The 22,199-nt window shown below is 70.0% G+C and carries 19 protein-coding genes and 1 tRNA gene; 12 read left to right on the forward strand and 8 right to left on the reverse strand.

What is annotated here, in order from left to right:
• Nucleotides 1–103: 103 nt before the first annotated feature.
• The 3 genes from IE212_RS26080 (at nt 104) to qcrB (ending at nt 3,348) form a co-directional block, all read left to right on the forward strand.
• Nucleotides 104–835 (forward strand): ABC transporter ATP-binding protein, encoded by a 732-nt coding sequence (locus tag IE212_RS26080; protein WP_190200396.1) that lies wholly within the window; start codon nt 104–106, stop codon nt 833–835.
• Between the two features lie 13 nt (nt 836–848).
• Nucleotides 849–1,583, forward strand: a complete 735-nt coding sequence (locus IE212_RS26085; protein WP_190200397.1) for a vWA domain-containing protein — start codon at nt 849–851, stop codon at nt 1,581–1,583.
• 109 nt (nt 1,584–1,692) lie between these two features.
• Nucleotides 1,693–3,348 carry a cytochrome bc1 complex cytochrome b subunit gene (qcrB, locus tag IE212_RS26090; RefSeq protein ID WP_190200398.1) on the forward strand — a complete coding sequence of 552 codons (1,656 nt, stop codon included), beginning with the start codon at nt 1,693–1,695 and terminating at the stop codon, nt 3,346–3,348.
• A 13-nt stretch (nt 3,349–3,361) separates the two neighbouring features.
• Here the strand turns inward: qcrB and IE212_RS26095 are convergent, their stop codons facing one another.
• Nucleotides 3,362–4,249: a hypothetical protein gene (locus IE212_RS26095; protein WP_190200399.1), complete on the reverse strand. Its 888-nt coding sequence runs from the start codon at nt 4,247–4,249 to the stop codon at nt 3,362–3,364.
• Between the two features lie 121 nt (nt 4,250–4,370).
• Between IE212_RS26095 and IE212_RS26100 the strand changes: the two genes are divergently transcribed.
• The 6 genes from IE212_RS26100 to IE212_RS26125 all read left to right on the forward strand — a co-directional run bounded on the left by IE212_RS26100 (nt 4,371) and on the right by IE212_RS26125 (nt 11,733).
• Nucleotides 4,371–4,823, forward strand: a complete 453-nt coding sequence (locus IE212_RS26100) for a GNAT family N-acetyltransferase (RefSeq protein WP_229864589.1) — start codon at nt 4,371–4,373, stop codon at nt 4,821–4,823.
• 45 nt (nt 4,824–4,868) lie between these two features.
• Nucleotides 4,869–5,219, forward strand: coding sequence for a chorismate mutase (locus IE212_RS26105; RefSeq protein ID WP_190200400.1), 351 nt, complete (start codon nt 4,869–4,871; stop codon nt 5,217–5,219).
• 141 nt (nt 5,220–5,360) lie between these two features.
• The gene (locus tag IE212_RS26110) at nt 5,361–5,912 is read left to right on the forward strand and encodes a response regulator (RefSeq protein ID WP_190200401.1); all 552 of its coding nucleotides are present in this window, start codon (nt 5,361–5,363) and stop codon (nt 5,910–5,912) included.
• Between the two features lie 67 nt (nt 5,913–5,979).
• Complete coding sequence (pepN, locus tag IE212_RS26115; protein ID WP_190200402.1) at nt 5,980–8,478, forward strand: aminopeptidase N; 2,499 nt, start codon at nt 5,980–5,982, stop codon at nt 8,476–8,478.
• A 427-nt stretch (nt 8,479–8,905) separates the two neighbouring features.
• Nucleotides 8,906–10,300 (forward strand): pyridoxal phosphate-dependent decarboxylase family protein, encoded by a 1,395-nt coding sequence (locus IE212_RS26120; RefSeq protein WP_190200403.1) that lies wholly within the window; start codon nt 8,906–8,908, stop codon nt 10,298–10,300.
• Nucleotides 10,297–11,733, forward strand: a complete 1,437-nt coding sequence (locus IE212_RS26125; RefSeq protein ID WP_190200404.1) for a lysine N(6)-hydroxylase/L-ornithine N(5)-oxygenase family protein — start codon at nt 10,297–10,299, stop codon at nt 11,731–11,733. The genes IE212_RS26120 and IE212_RS26125 overlap by 4 nt, the downstream gene beginning before the upstream one ends.
• 13 nt (nt 11,734–11,746) lie before the next feature.
• Here IE212_RS26125 and IE212_RS26130 read toward each other — a convergent pair whose 3' ends face one another.
• Nucleotides 11,747–13,555, reverse strand: coding sequence for a bifunctional metallophosphatase/5'-nucleotidase (locus IE212_RS26130; protein ID WP_190200405.1), 1,809 nt, complete (start codon nt 13,553–13,555; stop codon nt 11,747–11,749).
• Between the two features lie 163 nt (nt 13,556–13,718).
• Here IE212_RS26130 and IE212_RS26135 point away from each other — a divergent pair, with 163 nt between their 5' ends.
• Both IE212_RS26135 and pyk read left to right on the forward strand, forming a co-directional pair.
• Complete coding sequence (locus tag IE212_RS26135; RefSeq protein WP_190200406.1) at nt 13,719–14,441, forward strand: SIMPL domain-containing protein; 723 nt, start codon at nt 13,719–13,721, stop codon at nt 14,439–14,441.
• A gap of 178 nt (nt 14,442–14,619) precedes the next feature.
• Nucleotides 14,620–16,056: a pyruvate kinase gene (gene pyk, locus IE212_RS26140; protein ID WP_190200407.1), complete on the forward strand. Its 1,437-nt coding sequence runs from the start codon at nt 14,620–14,622 to the stop codon at nt 16,054–16,056.
• Nucleotides 16,057–16,060: 4 nt separating this feature from the next.
• On the opposite strand, the gene IE212_RS26145 is transcribed toward pyk, so the two are convergent.
• Together IE212_RS26145 and IE212_RS26150 are read right to left on the reverse strand one after the other, a co-directional pair.
• On the reverse strand, nt 16,061–16,849 hold the full coding sequence (locus tag IE212_RS26145) for a helix-turn-helix domain-containing protein (protein WP_190200408.1): 789 nt from the start codon (nt 16,847–16,849) through the stop codon (nt 16,061–16,063).
• A gap of 82 nt (nt 16,850–16,931) precedes the next feature.
• Nucleotides 16,932–17,018, reverse strand: a tRNA-Leu gene (locus IE212_RS26150).
• A 101-nt stretch (nt 17,019–17,119) separates the two neighbouring features.
• Between IE212_RS26150 and IE212_RS26155 the strand changes: the two genes are divergently transcribed.
• Nucleotides 17,120–17,776: an ANTAR domain-containing response regulator gene (locus IE212_RS26155; RefSeq protein ID WP_190200409.1), complete on the forward strand. Its 657-nt coding sequence runs from the start codon at nt 17,120–17,122 to the stop codon at nt 17,774–17,776.
• 72 nt (nt 17,777–17,848) lie between these two features.
• Here IE212_RS26155 and IE212_RS26160 read toward each other — a convergent pair whose 3' ends face one another.
• The 4 genes from IE212_RS26160 to IE212_RS26175 are packed head-to-tail and all read right to left on the reverse strand — an operon-like array spanning nt 17,849 to nt 22,185.
• Nucleotides 17,849–18,565: an ABC transporter ATP-binding protein gene (locus IE212_RS26160; protein WP_190200410.1), complete on the reverse strand. Its 717-nt coding sequence runs from the start codon at nt 18,563–18,565 to the stop codon at nt 17,849–17,851.
• Complete coding sequence (locus tag IE212_RS26165) at nt 18,562–19,443, reverse strand: ABC transporter ATP-binding protein (protein ID WP_190200411.1); 882 nt, start codon at nt 19,441–19,443, stop codon at nt 18,562–18,564. The genes IE212_RS26160 and IE212_RS26165 overlap by 4 nt, the downstream gene beginning before the upstream one ends.
• The gene (locus IE212_RS26170) at nt 19,440–21,251 is read right to left on the reverse strand and encodes a branched-chain amino acid ABC transporter permease (protein ID WP_190200412.1); all 1,812 of its coding nucleotides are present in this window, start codon (nt 21,249–21,251) and stop codon (nt 19,440–19,442) included. Before IE212_RS26170 ends, IE212_RS26165 begins: the two co-directional genes overlap by 4 nt.
• 4 nt (nt 21,252–21,255) lie before the next feature.
• On the reverse strand, nt 21,256–22,185 hold the full coding sequence (locus IE212_RS26175; protein WP_190200413.1) for a branched-chain amino acid ABC transporter permease: 930 nt from the start codon (nt 22,183–22,185) through the stop codon (nt 21,256–21,258).
• Nucleotides 22,186–22,199: the final 14 nt, after the last annotated feature.

Consider the following 22,199-nt stretch of genomic DNA (forward strand, 5'->3'; position numbering starts at 1 on the left):
CAACCCCGCATGAATATCACGGAGTTACCGGCCCGGCACATGAGTTCGAGCGCCGGTCGTCCAGCTCTTGACCTTCCCGACCGGTTCCGTATGGGATGCGGTGATGACCGAGAACACCAGCCCGGGATCCGGTGCCGCCCTCGCCGGCGACGCGTCCGGCGAGGAGATGCTGCGGGTGGAGGACGTCCACCACTCCTACGGCACGGGCGCCGGGGCCGTGCACGCGCTGCGCGGGGCCTCCTTCTCCGTGCGGCGCGGTGAACTGGTCGCCCTCAGGGGCCGTTCGGGCTCCGGCAAGACGACGCTGCTGCACATGATCGGCGGCCTCGACTCGCCGCAGGCCGGCCGTGTCGTCGTCGACGGCACCGACCTGTCGGCGCTGAGCGAGAGCGAACTGCTGGAACTGCGCCGCGACCGGATCGGCTTCGTCTTCCAGTCCTTCGGGCTCATCCCCATCCTCACGGCCGCCGAGAACGTGGGCGTGCCGCTGCGGCTGCGCCGCGCCGAGCCGCGTGACCGCGAGGAGCGGGTGGCGCTGCTGCTGGCCCTGGTGGGTCTAGCCGGACACGAGGCGCAGCGGCCCGCCGAGCTCTCCGGCGGTCAGCGGCAGCGGGTCGCCATCGCCCGGGCCCTCGCCAACCGCCCGGCCCTGCTGCTCGCCGACGAGCCGACGGGCCAGCTGGACGCGGCCACCGCTCTGGCGGTGATGGAACTGCTGCGGGCCGTGGTCCGCAGCGAGGGCGTCACGGCCCTCGTCGCCACCCACGACCCCCAACTCCTCGGCCTGGCCGACCGGGTGCTGGAACTGAGCGACGGAGTGGTCGTCGAGGCGTGAAAGGCTGTCGGCCATGGCCGCGATCAGTCTGAGCAAGGTCCAGCAGACCGCTCCCGCGCTGGTGAACCTCTACAAGAGCGCCGGCGTGTCCCTCGCCGAGCACGGCCTCGACGGGCTGCGCACCGCCGTCTACCTCGTGATCGACCACTCCGGCTCGATGCGGCCGTACTACAAGGACGGCAGCGTGCAGGCGCTGGCCGACCGGGTGCTCGGGCTGTCGGCGCACCTGGACGACGACGGCACCGTGCCGGTCGTGTTCTTCTCCACCGGTGTCGACGCCGAGACCGAGATCGCCCTGGCCGGCCATCAAGGGCGGATCGACCGGATCGCCGCCGGGCTCGGCCACATGGGGAAGACCAGCTACCACCTGGCGATGGACGCCGTCATCGACCACTACCTGGACAGCGGGTCCCGGGATCCCGCCCTGGTCGTCTTCCAGACCGACGGCGGGCCCAGCAGCAGACCCGCCGCGGAACGGTACCTGTGCAAGGCCGCGAAGCTGCCCCTGTTCTGGCAGTTCATCGGCTTCGGCGACCCGGGCGGCAAGCAGTTCGACTTCCTGCGGGGGCTCGACGAGCTGGCCGTACCGGAGAAGCGGATCGTCGACAACGCCGGGTTCTTCCCCGCGGGTGAAAATCCTCGGAGCGTGCCGGACGAGGAGCTGTACGACCGGCTGGTGGGGGAGTTCCCGAGGTGGCTGGTGGCCGCCAGGGCCCGGGGGATCGTGCCCGGCCCCGAGGACCGCTGAGACGCCGCTCGCCCTCAACCCGCCCCTTGGCCCAGCTGGCTGTCGCCCCGTTTGCGCCCTGGCCGCGCCGTGCCACGCTGGGAAGGATCCCACGGGGAGGCGACGACGCATGGGCGACGACGGCGCACGCCGGGTGTACGGGACGGGTTCCGCTCACCGCAGGCCCCCGGCCGGCAAGGGTGAGAAGCTCGCGGACTGGGCGGACGGGCGGCTGGGCCTCTACGCCCTGGCCAGGGCCAACATGCGCAAGGTCTTCCCGGACCACTGGTCGTTCATGCTGGGCGAGGTCACCCTCTACAGCTTCGTCGTCCTGATCCTCACCGGCGTCTACCTCACCCTCTTCTTCGAACCGAGCATGCAGGAGGTCGTCTACGACGGCTCCTACACGGAACTCAACGGCGTGCTCATGTCCAAGGCGTTCGAGTCCACGCTGGACATCAGTTTCGACGTGCGTGGCGGGCTGCTGATCCGGCAGATCCACCACTGGGCGGCGCTCGTCTTCATCACCGGCATGCTGGTGCACATGATGCGGGTGTTCTTCACGGGAGCCTTCCGCAAGCCGCGCGAACTCAACTGGGTGTTCGGCTGGACGCTGCTGATGCTCGGCATCATCACCGGCCTGACCGGCTACTCCCTCCCCGACGACCTGCTGTCCGGGACCGGCATCCGCTTCGCGCAGGGCGCGATCCTGTCGATCCCGATCGTCGGGACCTACCTGTCGTTCTTCCTCTTCGGCGGGGAGTTCCCGGGCGAGGACATCATCTCGCGGCTGTACCCCGTCCACATCCTGCTGCTGCCCGGGCTCATGCTGGGCCTGGTGACGGCCCACCTGATCCTGGTCTTCTACCACAAGCACACCCAGTTCCCGGGCCCCGGACGCAAGGAGCGGTCGGTCGTCGGGATGCCCTTCCTGCCGGTCTACCTGGCCAAGGCCGGCGGATTCTTCTTCCTCGTCTTCGGGGTCCTGACGGTGATGGGCGCCCTCGCCCAGATCAACCCCGTGTGGGCCTTCGGCCCCTACCGCCCCGACCTGGTCACCACCGGTGCCCAGCCCGACTGGTACCTCGGCTTCTCCGAGGGCCTGATCCGGGTGATGCCGGGATGGGAGATCAACCTCTGGGGCCACACGCTGGTGCTCGGCGTGTTCATCCCCTTCTCGCTGTTCCCGCTGATCCTGCTCGCCATCGGCGTCTACCCGTTCGTCGAGGCGTGGATCACCGGCGACAGACGCGAGCACCACATCCTGGACCGGCCCCGCAACGCGCCCGTGCGCACCGGCCTGGGCGTGGCCTGGCTGACCCTGTACGCGGTGCTGCTCATCGGCGGCGGCAACGACATCGTGGCCACGCATCTCCACCTGTCCATCAACGTGATCACCTGGTTCGTGCGGATCGGCGTGTTCGTGCTGCCGGTCGCCGCCTTCGTCGTCACCAAGAAGATCTGCATGGGGCTCCAGCGCCGCGACCGTGCCAAGGTGCTGCACGGCAGGGAGACCGGCACCGTCAAACGGCTGCCCACCGGCGAGTACACCGAGGTGCACGAGCCCCTGTCGCAGGATCAGCTGTTCACCCTCACCCAGCACGAGCAGAACCCGCCGTACGAGATCGGACCCGTGGTCGACGCGCACGGCGTGCGCCGCAGGGTCAAGCGCTCCGAGCGGCTGCGCGCCCGGCTCGCGAAGGCCATGTTCGGGCCCGACGCGCGGATCGAGAAGCCGACGGTGGAGGAGTACCGGGAGATCACCAGCGGCGATCACCGGCACTGAACGCGCCGGCCGCTCAGGTGTCGCACTCCAGCACGCTCCGGCACAGCGCACACCGCGCACGGACCCGCCCGCTGACCGGCACCCTGATCCGCTGATGACAGGTCGGGCAGGGAAACGACACCCGCAGCCGCCCGCCCCCGTCCGGAGAGAACCGGTAGCGCACCCCCGGCTGCGGCGGTCCGGCCGGGGCGTGCCGCCGGTCCCGTGCGTAGCGGCGCCGCCCGGCCCATCCCGCCGCCGTCAGCGGCGGCTCCTGCCCGTCGCGGCGGGCCAGCGTCATGCCCTTGACGTACGCCGTGTAAGCCTGGGGGCTGGTGAACCACAGCGAGGGGTCCTCCCCGAAGACCAGCGCGCGCTTGGCCAGCACGTACCCGAACTCCTCCGGCGTCAGATACCCCAGTTTCTGCGACGACGCCCCGTGCTCCCGGTACGCGTCCAGCAGCAGCCAGCCGGCGCCCAGGTACGTCGTCGCCGTGTCCGTCAGGATCTCGTTGTCCCTCACGCCGGGGAACGACAGGTCCAGGCGGTGCAGATACACGTGCGCCACCTCGTGGGCCAGGGCCGCCCCGATGTCCCGCCGATGCGTACGGAACCGGTCGTTCAGCTCCACGAAGTACTCCGGCCCGGCCGCGAGCTCGACGCTCGCCGCGTGCCGCATCTCCCGGAAGCTCACGATCAGCCGGGCGTCCGGCAGCCGGAAGTGCCGCACCAGCTCGCGCGCCACCCGCTGCGCCCCCAGATACAGGTCGTCGGTGTCGCAGAACGCCACGTCGGCGGGGAGCACACTGGTCCCGAACGTCTGGATCGTGTCCCAGGACAGCCGCCTGTACAGCGCCGTGACGGCGGCCCGCACCGTCTCCAGATGCGGGTAGCCGTGCTCGACCGGCCCGTCGTTCGCCACGCCTCACCCCCAAGACGCCCAGAACCCGGTTCCACTCTACGGAAGTGTGACGGCCACGGGACCGTGCCGCGGCCGCGAAAACCGGTCGTGGCCGCCCGCCGCCGCTGGCACAATCCGTGCCGTGACCAGCGAACAGCGCTCCGTCGCCGCCCGGCTCCGGGTGGACGGCCAGGACGACGAACTGGAAAAGCGGCTCGACGAGGAGCTGACCGCCTTCAACACCGCCGCCGCCGGCGGGGCCACCACCGAACCCCTCTCGGTCCGCATCACCGACGAGAGCGGCGATCTGATCGGCGGCCTGACCGCCTGGACCTGGGGCACCCTGTGCTCCGTCGACCTGCTCTGGGTGCGTGAGGACCAGCGGCACGCCGGCTGGGGCAGCCGGCTGATGCGCGCGGCGGAGACCGAGGCCGTCCGGCGCGGCTGCACCGACATGATCGTCTCCACCTACAGCTTCCAGGCGCCCGGCTTCTACCCGAGGCTCGGGTACCGGGAAAGCGGCCGCGTCCAGGGCGTGCCCGGCGGGCACGAGGACGTCTGCTTCCACAAGCGCCTGAGCCCCGCCGAGTCGTGAGACACCCCGCGGACGCCGGGCGCCCTCCCCGTAGGCTGACGCTCCATGACCACCAGCAACACCGGAACCGGTGACGTCGACCCCGCCGTCCGCGAGGAACTCGCCCGGCTGCGCGACAGCATCGACAACATCGACGCCGCCGTCGTCCACATGCTCGCCGAGCGCTTCAAGTGCACCCAGCAGGTCGGCCACCTCAAGGCCGAGCACCAGCTGCCACCCGCCGACCCGGCCCGCGAGGCCCGCCAGATCGCCCGGCTGCGCGCGCTCGCCGAGGACGCCAAACTTGACCCGGCCTTCGCCGAGAAGTTCCTGAACTTCATCGTCGCCGAGGTCATCCGCCACCACGAGCGCATCGCCGAGGAGGCACTCAACGGCACCGCGCCGGGCCACGACTGACGGCGCGCGAGCTCCCGCAGGGGGAGTGACACCACGGCGCGCGCGGGGCATGCTGCGCTGTGCACAGCATGTCAGCTGACGAGCACTGCGCGTCAGTGTCCCGGACTACTCTGGTCCTCCACGAGGGAGGGGCGTCGGGCCATGCCGTCGGATACCAGGATCCTCATCGTCGACGACCACGAGGACACGCTGTACGCGCTGGAGAGCGCACTGGCCCCGCTGGGCTACCTGCTCGGCCGGGCCACCAGCGGCGACGAGGCACTCAAACAGGTGCTACGCGGCCAGGTCGGCCTGCTCCTGCTCGACGTGCGCATGCCAGGCGTCAGCGGCCTGGAGGTCGTGCGCTACATGCGGCGCGTCGAACAGACCCAGCACATCCCGGTGATCCTGCTCACCGGATTCGGCGCCGACCACGAACTGACCACCGCCGCCTTCGGCCTCGGCGTCGCCGACCTCGTCCTGAAACCCGTGGACCCCTGGGCCCTGCGCACCAAGGTCCGCTACCTCTTCGACGCGCGCCGGCGCCACCTCGCCCTGGAACGAGAGGTGCGCCGCCTGCGCGCCGTCGTCCAGGAGCACGAAGGCACCGACGCGGACCCCGCGCGCCCCTCCCTGATGCCTCCCGGCACGCGGGTACCACCCCCGCGACCCATGGGGGCGCACGCCGGGGAACTGGAAAAAGACCGTACGTAGAGCGGACATCGGGCGCATACCGATCCGCCTCTGTGCCTCGCCGGTGCCATCAGGCAGCATGTCCTTCATGTCCGTACTGACGCGCGACGAAGCGCAGACCCGAGCAGAGCTCCTCGACGTCACCCGCTACGCCATCGAACTCGACCTGACCACCGGCGCGGAGACCTTCGACTCCCGCACCCTGATCAGGTTCAGCGCCCGCGCGCACGCGGACACCTTCGTCGAGATCAAGCCGGCCGAACTGCGCTCCGTCACCCTCGACGGACAACCCCTGGACCCCGAAACCCTCGAAGACAACCGGCTGCCCCTGAAGAACCTCACCGCCGGCGAGCACGAACTGCGCGTCCACGCGCGGATGCGCTACTCCCGCACCGGCGAGGGCATGCACCGCTTCACCGACCCCACCGACGGCGAAACCTACGTCTACACCCAGCTGTTCATGGACGACGTCCAGCGCGTCTTCGCCGCCTTCGACCAGCCCGACCTGAAGGCCGTCTTCGAACTGGCCGTGAAAGCACCGGAAGGCTGGACCGTCCTCGCCAACGGCATCACCGAACACACCGGCGACGGCCTCTGGAAGGCCGCCGCCACCCCCCTCATCTCCACCTACCTCGTCGCCGTCGCCGCCGGCCCCTGGCACTCGGTGCGCACCGAACACCGCGGCCTGCCCTTCGGACTGCACTGCCGCCGCTCCCTCGCCCCCCACCTTGACGAGGACGCCGACGAAATCCTCGACGTCACCCGCGCCTGCTTCGACCGCTACCACGAGAAGTTCGACGAGCCCTACCCGTTCGACTCCTACGACCAGGCCTTCGTCCCCGAGTTCAACGCGGGCGCCATGGAGAACCCCGGACTGGTCACCTTCCGCGACGAGTTCGTCTACCGCTCCGCCGTCACCGACACCGAGCGGCAGACCCGCGCCATGGTCATCGCCCACGAGATGGCCCACATGTGGTTCGGCGACCTCGTCACCCTCAAGTGGTGGGACGACATCTGGCTGAACGAGTCCTTCGCCGAGTACATGGGCTACCAGACCCTCACCGAAGCCACCCGCTTCCGCGACACCTGGACCGACTTCGGCATCAACCGCAAGGCCTGGGGCTACGACGCCGACCAGCGCCCCTCCACCCACCCCGTGGCCCCCGAGGCCGTCGACGACACCGCCGCCGCACTGATGAACTTCGACGGCATCTCCTACGCCAAGGGCGCGAGCGCGCTGCGTCAACTGGTCGCCTGGCTCGGTGAGGAGGACTTCCTCGCCGGCATCAACACCCACTTCGCCCGCCACAGGTTCGCCAACGCCACCCTCGCCGACTTCATCGACTCCCTCGCCGGCGCCACCACACGCGACGTGCCCGCCTGGGCCGACGCCTGGCTGCGCACCACCGGCGTCGACACCCTCACCCCGCACGTCGCCCCCGGCGACCACGGCACCTGCGCCCTCACCGTCGACCGCGCAGGCAGCCGCCCCCACCACATCGCCGCCGGCCTGTACGACCGCGACCTCGGCGACGACGGCGGACACCTCGTCCTGCGCGAACGCCTCGACCTGGACCTGCCGCGGACCACAGCCCACCCCATCGGCAAGCGCCCCGCCCTGCTCCTCCTCAACGACGGCGACCTCAGCTACGCCAAGGTCCGCTTCGACCCGGAATCCTTCGAAACCGTCCGCAAGGACCTGTCCGGCCTCCCCGAACCCCTCACCCGGGCCGTCGTCTGGAACGCCCTGCGCGACGCCGTCCGGGACGGCGAACTGGCACCCGCCGCCTACCTGGAGACCGCCCGGGCCCATCTCCCGCTGGAGACGGACCTCGCCATCGTCCAAGGCGTGCTCGCCTTCGCGGCCACACACATCGCCGACCGCTACGTCACGCCCGAGGAGCGGCCCGCCGCCCTCGCCACCCTCACCGAACTGTGCCGGGACCTCATCCGCCGCACCGAGGACGGCGACAACCCCGGCCTGCGCCTGATCGCCGTACGCCACCGCATCGACGTCGCGGCCCACCCCGACACCATCGCCGCCTGGCTCGCCGACGGCACCGTGCCGGGCGGCCCCGAACTCGACCCCGAGCTGCGCTGGCGCGTCCTCGCCCGGCTCGCCGTCCTCGGCGCCACCGACGAGGCAGCCATCACCGCCGAACTGGAACGCGACCCGAGCGCCACCGGCCAGGAGGGCGCCGCCCGCTGCCGGGCCGCCCTGCCCGACCCGGAGGGCAAGGCGCGCGCCTGGCAGTCGATGTTCGACTCCGACGACCTGTCCGCCTACCTGTTCACCGCCACCGCCCAGGGCTTCTGGCAGCCCGAACAGGCCGACCTGGTACGCGCGTACGTACCGCGCTACTACACCGACGCGGTCACCGTCGCCGACCGCCGGGGCCCCGCCATCGCCGTCGCCGTCGGCCACGACGCCTTCCCCGCCCACGCCGTCGACGCCGAGAACCTCCGACTCGGCGAGGAGTGCCTGCGCGACGCCGCGCCGATCCCCGCGCTCCGCCGCAAGCTCACCGACCAACTCGACGACCTGGCACGGGCCCTGCGAGTGCAGCGGGGCCCGCGGGAGGACTGAGGCGCGGCAAGGGCTCGTCACCTGTCCCGTCCCCTCGCCGGCGGGCCGGGCCGGCGGCCCCTGTCCGCGGGCCGGCAGGCTGTTCCCGCCAAGACGGGCGGGCGGTGAGTGTTCCCCCGGCCTCCGGGCGCGGTCCGCCGCGACGAGGCGGGCCGGAGCCCATCCCCACGTACCCCGCCGGGGGCGCCTGCTGAGGCCGTCCGCCGCCCGGTCGGCACGCCGCCGCAGAGCGCGGTCACCGTCCGGGAGAGCACCGACCACCCTGCCCGCCCCCGCGCGGACCGGGGCGAGGACCGGGCGGACGACGTAGCGGGACGACAGCCCGCCCCGCGGGTTCCGGCAGGTTCCCCCGCACGGAGGTACCTCATGCCCCATCCGGTCGTTGGGCTATCCGGGCGCGCCGCCCCAGCGCCCCGGAGGACAGCCCATGAGCACGCCGCCCCTCGCCTCAGGCCCCCAAGGCCCGTCCGCCCTGCGGCCGTTGCTGCACACCGTGCTCACAGCGCTCGACACCGGCGCCAGGGCACGGGGCGGGCCGCTGCCGGCGGGCGGGCCGGACGCGGTCGCGGCGCGGATACGGGAGACGGTGGGGGAGATCCTGCCCGGCCAGGGAGACCCGCACGCCCTGCACACCCTGGTCCACGCCTTCGCCGAGACCGCGGCCGACCCGGCCCACCCCCTGTGCGCCGCCCACCTCCACTGCCCGCCCCTCGCCCTCGCCACAGCCGCCGACCTCGCGGCCTGCGCCCTCAACCCGTCCCTCGACTCGTGGGACCAAGCACCGGGGGCCTCGGAGCTGGAGGCCCTCGTGACGGCCGCACTGGCCGAAGAGGTCTACCCGCACAGCGCGACAGCCGGCTCCCTGATCACCACCGGCGGCACCGAGGCCAACCAACTCGCCCTCCTCCTCGCACGGGAGACGTACGGCGGGACCGTGCGGCTCATGTGCGGGACGAACGCCCACCACTCGCTGGCCCGGGCCGCCTGGCTGCTCGGCCTGCCCGAGCCCCTCGTGCTCCCCGCGCCGGCCGGCCGCCTCGACCCGGCCGCGCTGGACGAGGCACTCACCCGCACACCCGGCCCGCTGCTCGTCGCCGCCACCGCAGGCACCACCGACGCCGGGCTCATCGACCCCCTGCCACAGATCGCCGACCGCTGCACCGCCCACGGCGCCCGCCTGCACATCGACGCCGCCTACGGCGGAGGCCTCCTCCTCAGCGACCGCCACCGCCCCCGGCTCACCGGCCTCGACACCGCCGACACCGTCACCCTCGACCTGCACAAACTCGGCTGGCAGCCGGTCGCCGCAGGCCTCCTCGCCGTCAGAAACTCCCAGGACCTCACCGCCCTGCGCCACCGCGCCGACTACCTGAACGCCGCCGACGACACCGAAGCGGGCCTGCCCGACCTGCTCGGCCGGTCCCTGCGCACCACGCGCCGCCCCGACGTCCTCAAACTCGCCGTCACCCTCAAGACGCTCGGACGCGGCGGCCTCGGCGCGCTCGTCGACCAGGTGTGCGCCCACGCCCGCCAGTTCGCCCGGCTCGTCCACGAGCACCCCGGCTTCGAACTCCACTCCCCACCGGCCATCAGCACCGTCCTCTTCCGGCCCACCGACGCCACCGACGACACCGTGGCCGCCGTACGCCGCGCGCTCCTCACCGACGGGCACGCCGTCCTCGGCCGGGCCCGCCTCGACGGCCGGCTCTGGCTCAAGGCCACCCTCCTCAACCCCGCCACCGGCCCCGACGACCTGGCCGCCCTGCTGCACCTCGTCGCAGCGAGGCAAGCGACACTCGCGGAAGGAAACACCCCCCGATGAACGCCCCCACCCCCGGCCCCACCCCGCAACCCCACCCGCACCACGAGCCCCACGCCCCCCGAGACCTCGTCGGCATCGGCATCGGCCCCGCCAACCTCTCCCTCGCCGCGCTCGCCCACCCGCTCCGCGAACTCGACACCGCCTTCTACGAGCAGCGCCCCGCCTTCGGATGGCACTCCGGCCTGCTCATCGACGGCGCCACCATCCAGGTCCCGTTCCTCGCCGACCTGGTGACCCTCGCCGACCCCACCAGCCACTGGAGCTTCCTCAACTGGCTCAGATCCCACGAGCGGCTCTTCCCCTTCTACTTCGCCGAACGCTTCCACATCCAGCGCGCCCAGTACGACGCCTACTGCCGCTGGGTCTGCGAGAACCTCCCCGGCCTCCACTTCGGCCACCAGGTCGACGCCGTCCGCTGGAACCCCGAACGCGACGTCTTCGAGGTCGACTTCACCCAGCTCGGCACCGACGGAGAAGCCGAGGCCCTCGGCCGCACCCACACGCGGAACGTCGTCCTCGGCATCGGCACCGAGCCCCACGTCCCGGACCCCCTCAAGCCCCTCGTCCAAGCCCCCGGCGTGCCCGTCCTGCACGCCGCCGACTACCTCGGCCACCGCGCCGCCCTCCTCGCCGCCGAGCACGTCACGGTCGTCGGCATCGGGCAGTCCGGCGCCGAGATCTTCCTCGACCTGCTGCGGGGCAGACCCGCCGGCCGCGAGAAACTCCACTGGCTCGGCCGCACCGAGGCCTTCGCGCCCATGGAGTACTCCAAACTCGGCCTGGAGCACTTCACCCCCGACCACACCCGCTACTTCCACGCCCTGCCCGAGCCCACCCGCGACCGCCTGGTCGCCGGCCAGTGGCAGCTCCACAAGGGCATCGACGCCGCCACCATCGCCGCCATCCACGACGAGCTCTACCGCCGCACCCTGCACGGCGGCTGGCCCGACGCCGTCCTCACCCCCGGCGTCCGGGTACGCACCGCCGGCCGCGTCGCCACCACCAAGGTGGAACTGCACCTGGAACACGGCCCGCAGAACAGCCGCTCCCGCCTCACCACCGACGCCGTCGTCCTGGCCACCGGCTACCGCGAGCGCCCCCTCGACCGCATCCTCGCCGGCCTCGACCCCTACATGCGCCGCGACAACCGCGAACGCCCCCGCGTCGACGAGGACCACCGCCTCGTCCTCGACCCGTCCGTCACCGGCACGGTCTACGTCCAGAACGCCGAGACCCACACCCACGGCATCGGCACCCCGGACCTCGGCCTCACCGCCTGGCGCAGCGCGCTCATCCTCAACTCCCTGACCGGCCGCGAGGCGTACGCGCTGCCGCGCCGAACCGCCTTCACCACCTTCGGCCTGACCCGGCCGCAGCAGGTACCGCCACCCCGCGAGGCACCGGTCCTGACCCCGCTCGTCGACCGAAGGTGACAAAGCCCCGGGCTCAGAAGACGGGCGCACCGTCCCGCGTGAGCCGCCAGTCCACCGCGGCGAACCCGGCCGGATCGATCGACCCCTTCGCCTTCACCCAGGCGATCATGGTGTTGCGGATCTCCTCCGAGTTGGACCACAGCAGCCGGGCAGCGGCGACATGCGGGAAGTTCCCGCCGCCGTTGGCCCGGTAGTTGTTCACCGCGAACACGAACTTCGCGTCGTCCGCGAGCGGCTGCCCCTCGAACCGCACGTTCGTCACCCGCGAACCAGCCGGCTTGGCGATGTCGATCTCGTACTGCAGCCCGCTCACCACGTCGTAGTTGTAGTCCGGCGTGCCGTTCGCGTTGGTCAGCTTCGCCGGGTCCACCGCGGCACCCGGCGCCGTCTGCACGAAGTAGTTCGCCGAGTACTCCAGGTACGCCTTCATCTGCGCACCCGTCATCAGCCGCGCCTCCAGCGTGTTCTCGAAGACGTACAGGCCCGCCACGTCCCGGATCGTCACCGCGCCCGCCGGGATCCTGGCCGACCGCGAGAAGCACGCGGCCTGCGACAGCACCGGCAGCGCGGCGTACTCGGTGCCCGCCAGGGCCTGCTTCACCGTGTCCGCCTGGATGTGGTTGATCAGGTCGATGATCGGCACGTCCCGGTACGGCGCCTCGGCCGACGTCATCTCCGCCGCGTTGGTGCCGATGACCTGGTTGACGTACGCCACGACCTTCCGGTGCTCGTCGGAGAGCAGCTGCGTGATCTTCGAGTCCTCCTCCACCGTGTTGGAGTTGAGAACCTTCGCGCCCACCTTCTCGACCTGCCAGCAGCCCTTCGCCCAGACCAGCTCGAAGTCGAACAGCGTCAGCCGCTGCCCCCACTTCAGCGGCTCCGACAGCACGACCCGCTTGCCGGTCTTCTTGTTGGTCACGAAGTACTCGGGGATCTCCGTGTGCGCGTGCCCGACCAGGATCGCGTCGATGCCCGGCACCTGCTCGGCCACCAGCCCCGCCGCGTTCTCGATGTACGGCAACTGGTCACCGTAGGACGACGTCCCCGACGAACCGCTGTGCGCCGAGACGATCACGACGTCCGCGCCCATCGACCGCAGCTTCGGAACCCACTTCGCCGCCTGCTCCTCCAGACCCGGGAACGTCATCCTCCCCTGCACGTTCGCCTTGTCCCAGATCGCGATCCCCGGGTTGGTCAGACCCAGCACCGCCACCTTCACGTCCCGCCCGTGCGGCGTGCGCAGCCGGTGCATGCTGTACGGCGCGAACGCCGGCCGCAGCGTCTGCGCGTCCAGCGCGTTCGCGCCCAGCAGCGGGAAACGGCACTGCTGCTCGAACTTCCGCAGCACCGGAATGCCGTAGTTGAACTCGTGGTTGCCGAGCGCCGCCGCGTCGTACTCCATGGCGTTCATCGCCTGCGCCATCGGATGCACCGGACCGCCCTCGGCGGTGATCGGGTCGACCTTGGCGTAGTAGTACGACAATTGCGTGCCCTGGATGGTGTCGCCCGCGTCGATCAGCAGCGTGTTGCGGCGGCCCTTCTCCGCACGGACCCGGTTCACCAGCGTCGAGACCTTCGCGAGGCCGACGTCGTTGTGGTCCTTGTCGTCGAACTCCCTGTCCGTGAAGTAGTCCCAGTTGAAGACGTTGCCATGCAGGTCCGTCGTCCCCATCACGGTGAACGCGTACCGCTTCGCGCCCTCTTCGGCGGTGCCGCTCTCCTCGGCCGCCCGAGCACCCGGCGCCGAGACCGCACCGGCCAGCGCCACCCCCGCCCCGGTCACGGCGGACTTCTCCAGGAACTTCCGGCGGTTCAACGGCATGGCTGACTCTCCTCGCGGAATCTGTGAACGACGCGCGTAGATAACGCGCGTAGATTCTGACCCGCACATGACCGGCAGCAACAGCCCCCAAGGGTTGCGATTAGATGACTCGAGTCGCCCCTTCCACACCTGCGACCAGCCAAGACATGACAGAGTGGGACGTATGACCGCGCCCACCGGAGATGCCGCCCAACCCGCCGTCCCCTACGGCACACCAGACGCCCCACGCATCGCCGTCCGCGGCGAGGCCCACCTCGAAGTCGACCCCGAGATCGCCCGCATCGGCATCACCATCGCCGCCCGCGGCCGCGACCGCCGCTCCGCCCTCGACGACCTCACCCGCCGCAACGCCTCCGTCCTCGACCTCGTCAAGTCCTACGGCGACGCCGTGGAACGCCTGGAGACCGGCGCCTTCTCCATCACCCCCGAACTCGTCAAGCACGGCCGGGGCGAACGCGTCCGCACCTACCAGGGCAGCGTCCATGTCACCGCCGAACTCACCGACTTCACCGCCCTCGGCGAACTCACCACCCGCCTCGCCGACCTCGAACTCACCCGCCTCGACGGCCCCTGGTGGGCCCTGCGCCCCGACTCACCGGCCCACCGCGAAGCCCGCAAGAAGGCCGTCGGAGAAGCCGTCCAGCGCGCCCGTGAATACGCCGAGGCACTCGGCACCAGCCTCGCCGCCCTCGTCGAACTCGCCGACATCGGCGCCGAGAACACCCCGCCGGCCTTCCCCCAGCCCCCCGGCGGCCGCATGCGCTCCGCGGCCTTCGCCGGCGCCGCCGAGAACGCCACCGCGGCCCCCCTCGACCTCGAACCCCAGCGCCAGTACGTCCACGCCCAGATCAACGCCCGCTTCACGATGGTGCCGCCGCGGTTGTAGCGCGGAGCGAAAACGCGAACGAATTCCCCGATCGAATACTCAATCGAACCCAATCGAATGCTCATCGGAGCGCCCGGCCGCACAATTCAACACTTGTCCATAACGCTTCATGCAAAGTCTGTTGTGTAGTCACGCGCGGCCAACTCTCTACCCGCCGGTAACTCATAGGGTCACCCCCATGCGCCGAGCCAAAATCGTCTGCACACTGGGCCCCGCCACCGACTCGTACGACCAGATCAAAGGCCTGGTCGACGCCGGAATGGACATCGCCCGACTCAACCTCAGCCACGGCGACCACGCCGAACACGAGGAGCGATACCACCGGGTCCGAAAGGCCGCCGACGAAACCGGCCGCAGCGTCGGCACCCTCGCCGACCTTCAAGGCCCGAAAATCCGGCTCGGCCGCTTCACCGAAGGCCCCGTACTCCTTGAACGCGGCGACACCTTCACCATCACCGTCGAAGAAGGCATCGAAGGCGACGGCCACATGTGCGGCACCACCTACGCCGGCCTCGCCACCGACGTCACCACCGGCGAACGCATCCTCGTCGACGACGGCAAGGTCTGCCTCGAAGTCACCGACATCGACGGCCCCCGCGTCCACACCACCGTCATCGAGGGCGGCATCATCTCCGACCACAAAGGCCTCAACCTCCCCGGCGTCGCCCTCTCCGTCCCCGCCCTCTCCAAAAAAGACGAAGACGACCTCCGCTGGGCCCTGCACACCGGCTTCGACGCCATCGCCCTCTCCTTCGTCCGCACCGGCCGCGACATCCACGACGTCCACCGCATCATGGACGAAGAAGGCCGCCGCCTCCCCGTCATCGCCAAAGTCGAGAAACCACACGCCGTCGAGAACATCGACGACATCGTCGCCGCCTTCGACGGCATCATGGTCGCCCGCGGAGACCTCGGCGTCGAAATGCCCCTCGAGCAGGTCCCCATCGTCCAAAAACGCGCCATCAAACTGGCGAAACGCAACGCCAAACCCGTCATCGTCGCCACCCAGATGCTCGACTCGATGATCGACAACGCGCGCCCCACCCGAGCCGAGGCCTCCGACGTCGCCAACGCCGTCATCGACGGCACCGACGCGGTCATGCTCTCCGGCGAGACCAGCGTCGGCAAACACCCGATCGACACCGTTCGCACCATGGCCCGCATCATCGAAGCCTCCGAGGAAGACATCCTCACCAAAGGCCTCCCCCCACTCACCGAACACAACAAACCCCGCACCCAGGGCGGCGCCGTGGCCCGAGCCGCCGCCGAAATCGGCGACTTCCTCGACGCCCGCTTCCTCGTCGCCTTCACCCAGTCCGGCGACACCGCCCGCCGCCTCTCCCGCTACCGCTCCCCGATCCCCCTCCTCGCCTTCACCCCCGACCAGGCCACCCGCTCCCAGCTCAGCCTCACCTGGGGCGTGGAAACCTTCCTCGGCCCCCGCGTCGACTCCACGGACGCCATGGTCTCCCAGGTCGACGAACTGCTGCTCCGCTACGGCCGCTGCCGCCCGGGCGACACGGTCGTCATCACGGCGGGCTCCCCGCCCGGCGTCTCGGGCTCGACGAACATGGTCCGGGTCCACCACATCGGCGAGGACGACGTCCCGAGGTAAGGCATCAGTACTTGGGCCCGACGTGGGCGTCCATGAGGGCTACGGAGGCCTTGCGGGCCACGGAGATGTTGAACGGGTTGCCGCCGCGGGTGCAGTGCGTCCACTCGACACCGAGCTTGTCCAGGGTGCCGGTGTACAGCCGCCGGATGTCCTCGGAGACGTTGGTGAAGAAGTACCGGGGATACTCGTAGCGCTTGCGCTCGCCGGCGACCATCCGGGTCGTCCAGTTCGTGATCCGGCAGCCGTCGGAGTGGATGAGCCCCCGGACGAACTCCCAGGGGTGGGCATCGACGATGGCCTGCTGCCAGGGTTCGAGCACGATCCGGCGCTCGTGTCTCTTGCCGGGGCCGTGCTGGGGGAAGAGGCAGTGCAGGTGCTTCGAGTAGACCTTCACATTGCGGCAGCCGGTCTTGCGGACGCGGCAGACCGAGTTGTCGGGGAACACCGCACGCATGGCCCGCTCACAGTCGTCCATGAGCCCGGGCCATGACTCCGTACAGGTGATCATGAGGTTGGGTACGTGGTGCGCGGAGTAGTGGCTGATATGGCCGTCGCCCAGATAGAGCCCGAGCAAGTAGGCGTAGGCGGGCTCGTCGAGTTCGCGCCCGTCGCATCGGGGGCACTTCGGATCATGCCTGCCGGGACACTCGCCGCGTGTGGCCCGGTCCAGGTGTTTCCAGTAGCCGACCGTTCCCAGCGGCACATTCAGGCTGCGGGCCACGTCCGCGTTCTTCGTACCCCCGCGCAGCAGGGTCAGCGCCTTCTGTCGCACTTCAGTGCCATGAATGTTCATGCGACTACTGTGAGTCACCGAGGGGGACTGGGGGCAGCAAAAAGCGGAGAACCACGCGATCGTGATCCTCCGCTTCCGGCCATGGTGCCCGGTGTGGGATTCGAACCCACATGCCCAAAGGGCACGGCATTTTGAGTGCCGCGAGTCTGACCAGTTCCTCCAACCGGGCAGGTCGGGTGACCGACCAGAAGTGTACCGGTTCACTGCGGACCCTTGCTGCTAGGTACGCTCTTGGGAGCAGTACCGGCCTGCCCCTACCAAGGAGCCCACGTGAGCGCCCCCGAGTCGCCCCAGCCCGTTGACGTGCCTGATGACGACAAGTCGCACGTGCCTCCGATGACGACGCGGGTCGTCATCGCCGAGGACGAGGCCCTGATCCGGCTCGATCTCAAGGAGATGCTGGAGGAGGAGGGCTACACCGTCGTCGGTGAGGCCGGTGACGGCGAGCAGGCCGTCGAGCTGGCCCGTGAGCACCGGCCCGACCTGGTGATCCTGGATGTGAAGATGCCGAAGCTGGATGGCATCTCCGCGGCCGAGAAGATCGCCGAGGAGAGCATCGCGCCGGTGCTGATGCTGACCGCGTTCTCGCAGCGTGATCTGGTGGAGCGGGCGCGGGACGCCGGTGCGATGGCGTATCTGGTGAAGCCGTTCAGCAAGACGGATGTGGTGCCGGCGATCGAGATGGCCGTGTCGCGCTTCACGGAGCTGAAGGAGCTGGAGAAGGAGGTCGCGGACCTCACGCTCCGGCTGGAGACGCGGAAGCTGGTGGATCGTGCGAAGTCGATCCTGCAGACGGAGTACGGGCTGAGCGAGCCGGCCGCTTTCCGGTGGATTCAGAAGACGTCCATGGACCGCCGTATGTCGATGCAGCAGGTCGCGGAGGCGGTCATTCAGGACGCTGAGGAGAAGAAGGCCGACAAGGGCTGAGAAGCAGCACACGAAGAGGCCCGCCCCTCAGCCAGGGGGCGGGCCTCTTCGTGTGCGGATATGGGCGGGGGCTCAGTCCTCGCCGAGGTAGGCCTTGCGGACCGACTCGTCGGTCAGCAGGTCCTGCCCGGTGCCGGAGAGGACGATGTTGCCGACCTCCATGACGTGGCCGTGGTCGGCGAGGGACAGCGCGGCCTGGGCGTTCTGCTCGACGAGCAGGATGGTGGTGCCGCGTGACTTGAGCTCGGAGATCGTCGCCATGATCTTCTGCATCATGATCGGGGAGAGGCCCATGGAGGGCTCGTCGAGCATGAGCAGTTTGGGCTGGGACATCAGGGCGCGGCCCATGGCGAGCATCTGCTGTTCTCCGCCCGACAGGGTTCCGGCCGCCTGCTTGCGGCGTTCGCCGAGGATGGGGAAGAGGTCGTAGGCGCGCTGGATGTCCTTCTCGATGCCTTCTTTGTCCTTGCGGAGGAACGCTCCGAGTTGGAGGTTTTCCGCAATGGTGAGGCGGGGGAAGATGTGCCGGCCTTCGGGGGAGTGGGCGAGGCCGAGGGCGACGATCTTGTGGGCGGGGACGCCGTTCAGCGGCTTGCCGTCGAAGACGATCTTCCCGGACGTCGGCTTGAGCAGGCCGGAGAGGGTGCGCAGGGTGGTCGTCTTGCCGGCGCCGTTGGTGCCGATGAGGGTGATGACCTGGCCGGCTTCGACGCTGAAGGAGATGCCCTTGACGGCTTCGATCTTGCCGTAGGAGACCCGGAGGTCTTCGACCTCGAGGAGTGCGGTCACTTGGCTTCTCCCTTGGTGCTGCTGGTGGTGCTGGTCGCGTCGGCGGCGGCTTCGGCGGCCTCGACCTCGGCGGCTTCGGCTTCGCCGGGGTCGCCTTCGAAGGGTTCGCCGAGGTAGGCGGCGACGACGCGTTCGTCGGCCTGGACGATCTCGGGGGTGCCTTCGACGAGCTTTTCGCCCTGGACGAGGACGGCGACGCGGTCGCTGAGGTTGAAGACGAAGCGCATGTCGTGCTCGATGAGGAGGACGGCGATGCCCTTGTCGCGGATGGCGAAGACGAGTTCTTCGGTCGTCCGGGTCTCCTGGGGGTTCATGCCGGCGGTGGGTTCGTCCAGCAGCAGCAGGCCCGGTTCGCTGGCCAGTGCCCGTGCGATCTCCAGCTTGCGCTGTTCGCCGTAGGGCAGGTTGCGGGCGAGGTGGTCGCGCTTGTGGGCGAGGCCGATGAACTCGAGGAGTTCCATGGCGCGTTCTTCGCTGGCGCGTTCGGCCTTCTTGAAGCCGGGGCCGCGCAGGAGGGCGGACCAGAGGCCTTCCTTGGTGCGGGTGTGGCGGCCGACGAGGACGTTTTCCAGGACCGTCATGTTGGAGAACAGGCGGATGTTCTGGAAGGTGCGGGCGATGCCGGCCTGGGTGACCAGGTGGGGCTTGGGCGGGAGGACGGTGCCCTTGTAGGAGACAGTGCCTTCGGTGGGGACGTACAGGCCGGTGAGGCAGTTGAAGAAGGTGGTCTTGCCGGCGCCGTTGGGTCCGATGAGTCCGACGATCTCGCCGGCGTTGACCGTGAAGTCGACGGAGCGTACGGCGGTGAGGCCGCCGAAGCGCATGGTGACGTCGCGGGCTTCGAGTACAGGTGTGGGCTGTGTGGTCATCGTGGTCATGCCCCCGCCTTGGTGACGGCCGGTTCGTCGGTCAGCGTGGTCTGTTTGGGTACGTCGAGTTGGCCGGTCTCGTGGAATTCGAGCTGGCGCCGGCGGTTGGCGATGATGCCTTCGGGGCGGAAGCGCATCAGGAGGATGAGTGCGATGCCGAAGGCGAGGAGCGACTTCTCCTGGAGGAAGACGAGCTTCTCGGGGAGCAGGTAGAGCAGGGCGGCGCCGAGGAGCGGGCCGGCGACCGTGCCCATGCCGCCGAGGACGACCGCGGCCAGGAGGAACGCGGAGTTGGGCGGGGTGGAGCCGGCGAACTGGTACGGCGTGGGGACGACGCTGTAGGTGACGTGGGCGCTGACGGTGCCGGCGAGTCCGGCGAGGGAGGCGCCGAGGGCGAAGGCGACGAGTTTGACGCGGAAGCCGTTGATGCCCATGGCGGTGGCGGCGGTCTCGTCCTCGCGGATGGCGATCCAGGAGCGGCCGATGCGGGAGTCCGCGGCCCTCGTGTAGACGAGGACGACGATGGCCATGATGAGGACCATCAGGAGGTAGTAGTTGGCGAAGCGGCCGAGGGTGATTCCGCCGATGTCGTGGGGTTGTCCGAGGTTGAATCCGAAGAGGTTCAGGTCGGGGATGGAGGGGATGCCGTTGGGGCCGTTGGTGACGTCGGGTCCGGACTGGCCGTCCATGTTGTTGACGGCGATGCGGAAGATCTCTCCGAAGCCGAGGGTGACGATGGCGAGGTAGTCGCCGCGCAGCCGCAGGGTGGGGGCGCCGATGAGGACGCCGAAGACCAGGGAGGCGGCGGCGCCGGTCAGGGCGGAGGCCCAGAACGGCAGGTGGACGCCGGAGATGGTGGAGAACTCGGAGCCGGAGACGAGGGCGGCGGTGTAGGCGCCGACGCCGAGGAAGGCGACGTATCCGAGGTCGAGGAGTCCGGCGAGGCCGACGACGATGTTGAGGCCGAGGGCGACGGTCCCGAAGATCAGGATGTTGACGCCGATGTTGGCGTAGTGGTCGTCGGTCTGGGTGAAGGGGAAGGCGATGGCCGCGGCGAAGCCCATGGCGAGGGTGAGGCTGCGGTTGGCGGCGACGAGCGCGGAGAAGCGGTCGAGGAGGCCGGCGGTGTGGGCGGCCCACATGGCGAAGACGACGACGAAGAGGTAGCCGATGAAGAGTTCGCCGTACTCGGTGTCGATGCCGTAGGTGAAGACGCCGAGGCCGATGATGGTGACGACGGTGATGATGGCCCGCTGGATCCAGGGTGCGGTGGCCTGGGCGGCGGGGATGCGGTCGGGCTTGGCGACGTAGGCCTTGAGGGCTTCCTTGGTGCCGTCGGTGCCGGTGCGCTCCTGGGGGAGGGCGAAGGCGCCGATGACGGGCAGGAGGGAGGCGATGGCCGCGATCCAGCCGCCGGGTTCGAGGTTGACGATGCCGCCGAGTTCGACGCTGATGGCGATGACGGTGAACCAGGTGACGGTGAATCCGCCGAGTGCGCTCAGGGTGAGGGGTGCGTTGTTGCGGGCGGGCAGCAGCCAGCCGAGGCCGCGGACGCCGTACGAGGCGAGGGCGAACAGGGTGGTGAGGACGCCGGCGGTGAAGGTCAGCCACTGAAGGCCGCCGGGGTAGCCGTTGATGGTGAGGTCGCCGGGGAACTGGTCGGTCCAGGTCCAGGCGAGGTAGGCGGAGGCCGTGGTGGCGATGCCGCCGGCGAGGACCAGGGCGCGGGCGGCCGTGGCGGGCAGCGGTATGAGGCCGCGCGGTGCGGGCGGGGTGGGGGCGGCGTCCGGTGCGGGGGTCTTGGTCGTCTCGGTCATGTGATCACGCCCTGTCCGCGACGCGCTCGCCGAGCAGGCCCTGGGGCCGGAACAGCAGCACGAGGATGAGGAGGCAGAAGGCCCAGACGTTCGCCCAGCTCTGGCCGCCGAGCTGCTGCATGCCGGGGATCTCGTCGATGTAGGCGGAGGCGAGGGTCTCGGCGATGCCGAGGACGACGCCGCCGAGCATGGCTCCGTAGATGTTGCCGATGCCGCCGAGGACGGCGGCGGTGAAGGCCTTGAGGCCCATGAGGAAGCCCATGCGGTAGTCGACGTTGCCGTACTTGAGTCCGTAGGCGACGGCGGCGACGGCGGCGAAGAAGCCGCCGATGGCGAAGGCGATGACGATGATGCGGTTGGTGTCGATGCCCATGAGCTGTGCGGTGTCGGGGTCCTGCGCGGTGGCCTGCATGGCGCGGCCGGTGCGGCTGCGGCGCACGAAGAGGGCGAGGGCGGCCATGCAGATGACGGCGGCGAGGATGAGGAAGATGTCGGCGTCCTTGATGGTGACGGAGCCGATGTCGTGGGTGGCGTCGAGGCCGGGGAAGGCGCGGGCGCGGTCGGCGCCGGGGTAGAAGTTGCGGACGACTTCCTGGAGGGCCAGGGAGAGGCCGATGGCGGTGATGAGCGGTGCCAGGCGTGGTGCTCCGCGCAGTGGCCGGTAGGCGAATCGTTCAGCTCCGACGGCGATGAGGATGGCCACGAGGGCGCCGCCGAGGAGCATGAGCGGTACGGCGAGGGCCATCGAGGTGCCGTCGGGCAGGATGTAGAAGTAGACCGTGAGGGCGCCGAACGCTCCGGTCATGAAGATCTCGCCGTGCGCGAAGTTGATGAGCTGGACGATGCCGTACACCATCGTGTAGCCGATGGCGATCAGCCCGTACATCGAGCCGAGAAGCAGCCCGTTGGCCAGCTGCTGCGGCAGGGTGTTCACCGCATGGCCTCCAT

This window comes from Streptomyces djakartensis, from assembly GCF_014651075.1.
GTDB lineage: Bacteria > Actinomycetota > Actinomycetes > Streptomycetales > Streptomycetaceae > Streptomyces > Streptomyces djakartensis.

What these genes read in the sequence shown, in the direction of transcription:
- IE212_RS26080 (WP_190200396.1), top strand. Translation starts at nt 104, where the DNA reads ATGACCGAGAACACCAGCCCGGGATCCGGTGCCGCCCTCGCCGGCGAC.
- IE212_RS26170 (WP_190200412.1), bottom strand. Translation starts at nt 21,251, where the DNA reads ATGACCGAGACGACCAAGACCCCCGCACCGGACGCCGCCCCCACCCCG.
- IE212_RS26135 (WP_190200406.1), top strand. Translation starts at nt 13,719, where the DNA reads ATGACCGCGCCCACCGGAGATGCCGCCCAACCCGCCGTCCCCTACGGC.
- pyk (WP_190200407.1), top strand. Translation starts at nt 14,620, where the DNA reads ATGCGCCGAGCCAAAATCGTCTGCACACTGGGCCCCGCCACCGACTCG.
- IE212_RS26120 (WP_190200403.1), top strand. Translation starts at nt 8,906, where the DNA reads ATGAGCACGCCGCCCCTCGCCTCAGGCCCCCAAGGCCCGTCCGCCCTG.
- pepN (WP_190200402.1), top strand. Translation starts at nt 5,980, where the DNA reads ATGTCCGTACTGACGCGCGACGAAGCGCAGACCCGAGCAGAGCTCCTC.
- IE212_RS26105 (WP_190200400.1), top strand. Translation starts at nt 4,869, where the DNA reads ATGACCACCAGCAACACCGGAACCGGTGACGTCGACCCCGCCGTCCGC.
- qcrB (WP_190200398.1), top strand. Translation starts at nt 1,693, where the DNA reads ATGGGCGACGACGGCGCACGCCGGGTGTACGGGACGGGTTCCGCTCAC.
- IE212_RS26125 (WP_190200404.1), top strand. Translation starts at nt 10,297, where the DNA reads ATGAACGCCCCCACCCCCGGCCCCACCCCGCAACCCCACCCGCACCAC.
- IE212_RS26110 (WP_190200401.1), top strand. Translation starts at nt 5,361, where the DNA reads ATGCCGTCGGATACCAGGATCCTCATCGTCGACGACCACGAGGACACG.
- IE212_RS26130 (WP_190200405.1), bottom strand. Translation starts at nt 13,555, where the DNA reads ATGCCGTTGAACCGCCGGAAGTTCCTGGAGAAGTCCGCCGTGACCGGG.
- IE212_RS26085 (WP_190200397.1), top strand. Translation starts at nt 849, where the DNA reads ATGGCCGCGATCAGTCTGAGCAAGGTCCAGCAGACCGCTCCCGCGCTG.
- IE212_RS26145 (WP_190200408.1), bottom strand. Translation starts at nt 16,849, where the DNA reads ATGAACATTCATGGCACTGAAGTGCGACAGAAGGCGCTGACCCTGCTG.
- IE212_RS26165 (WP_190200411.1), bottom strand. Translation starts at nt 19,443, where the DNA reads ATGACCACGATGACCACACAGCCCACACCTGTACTCGAAGCCCGCGAC.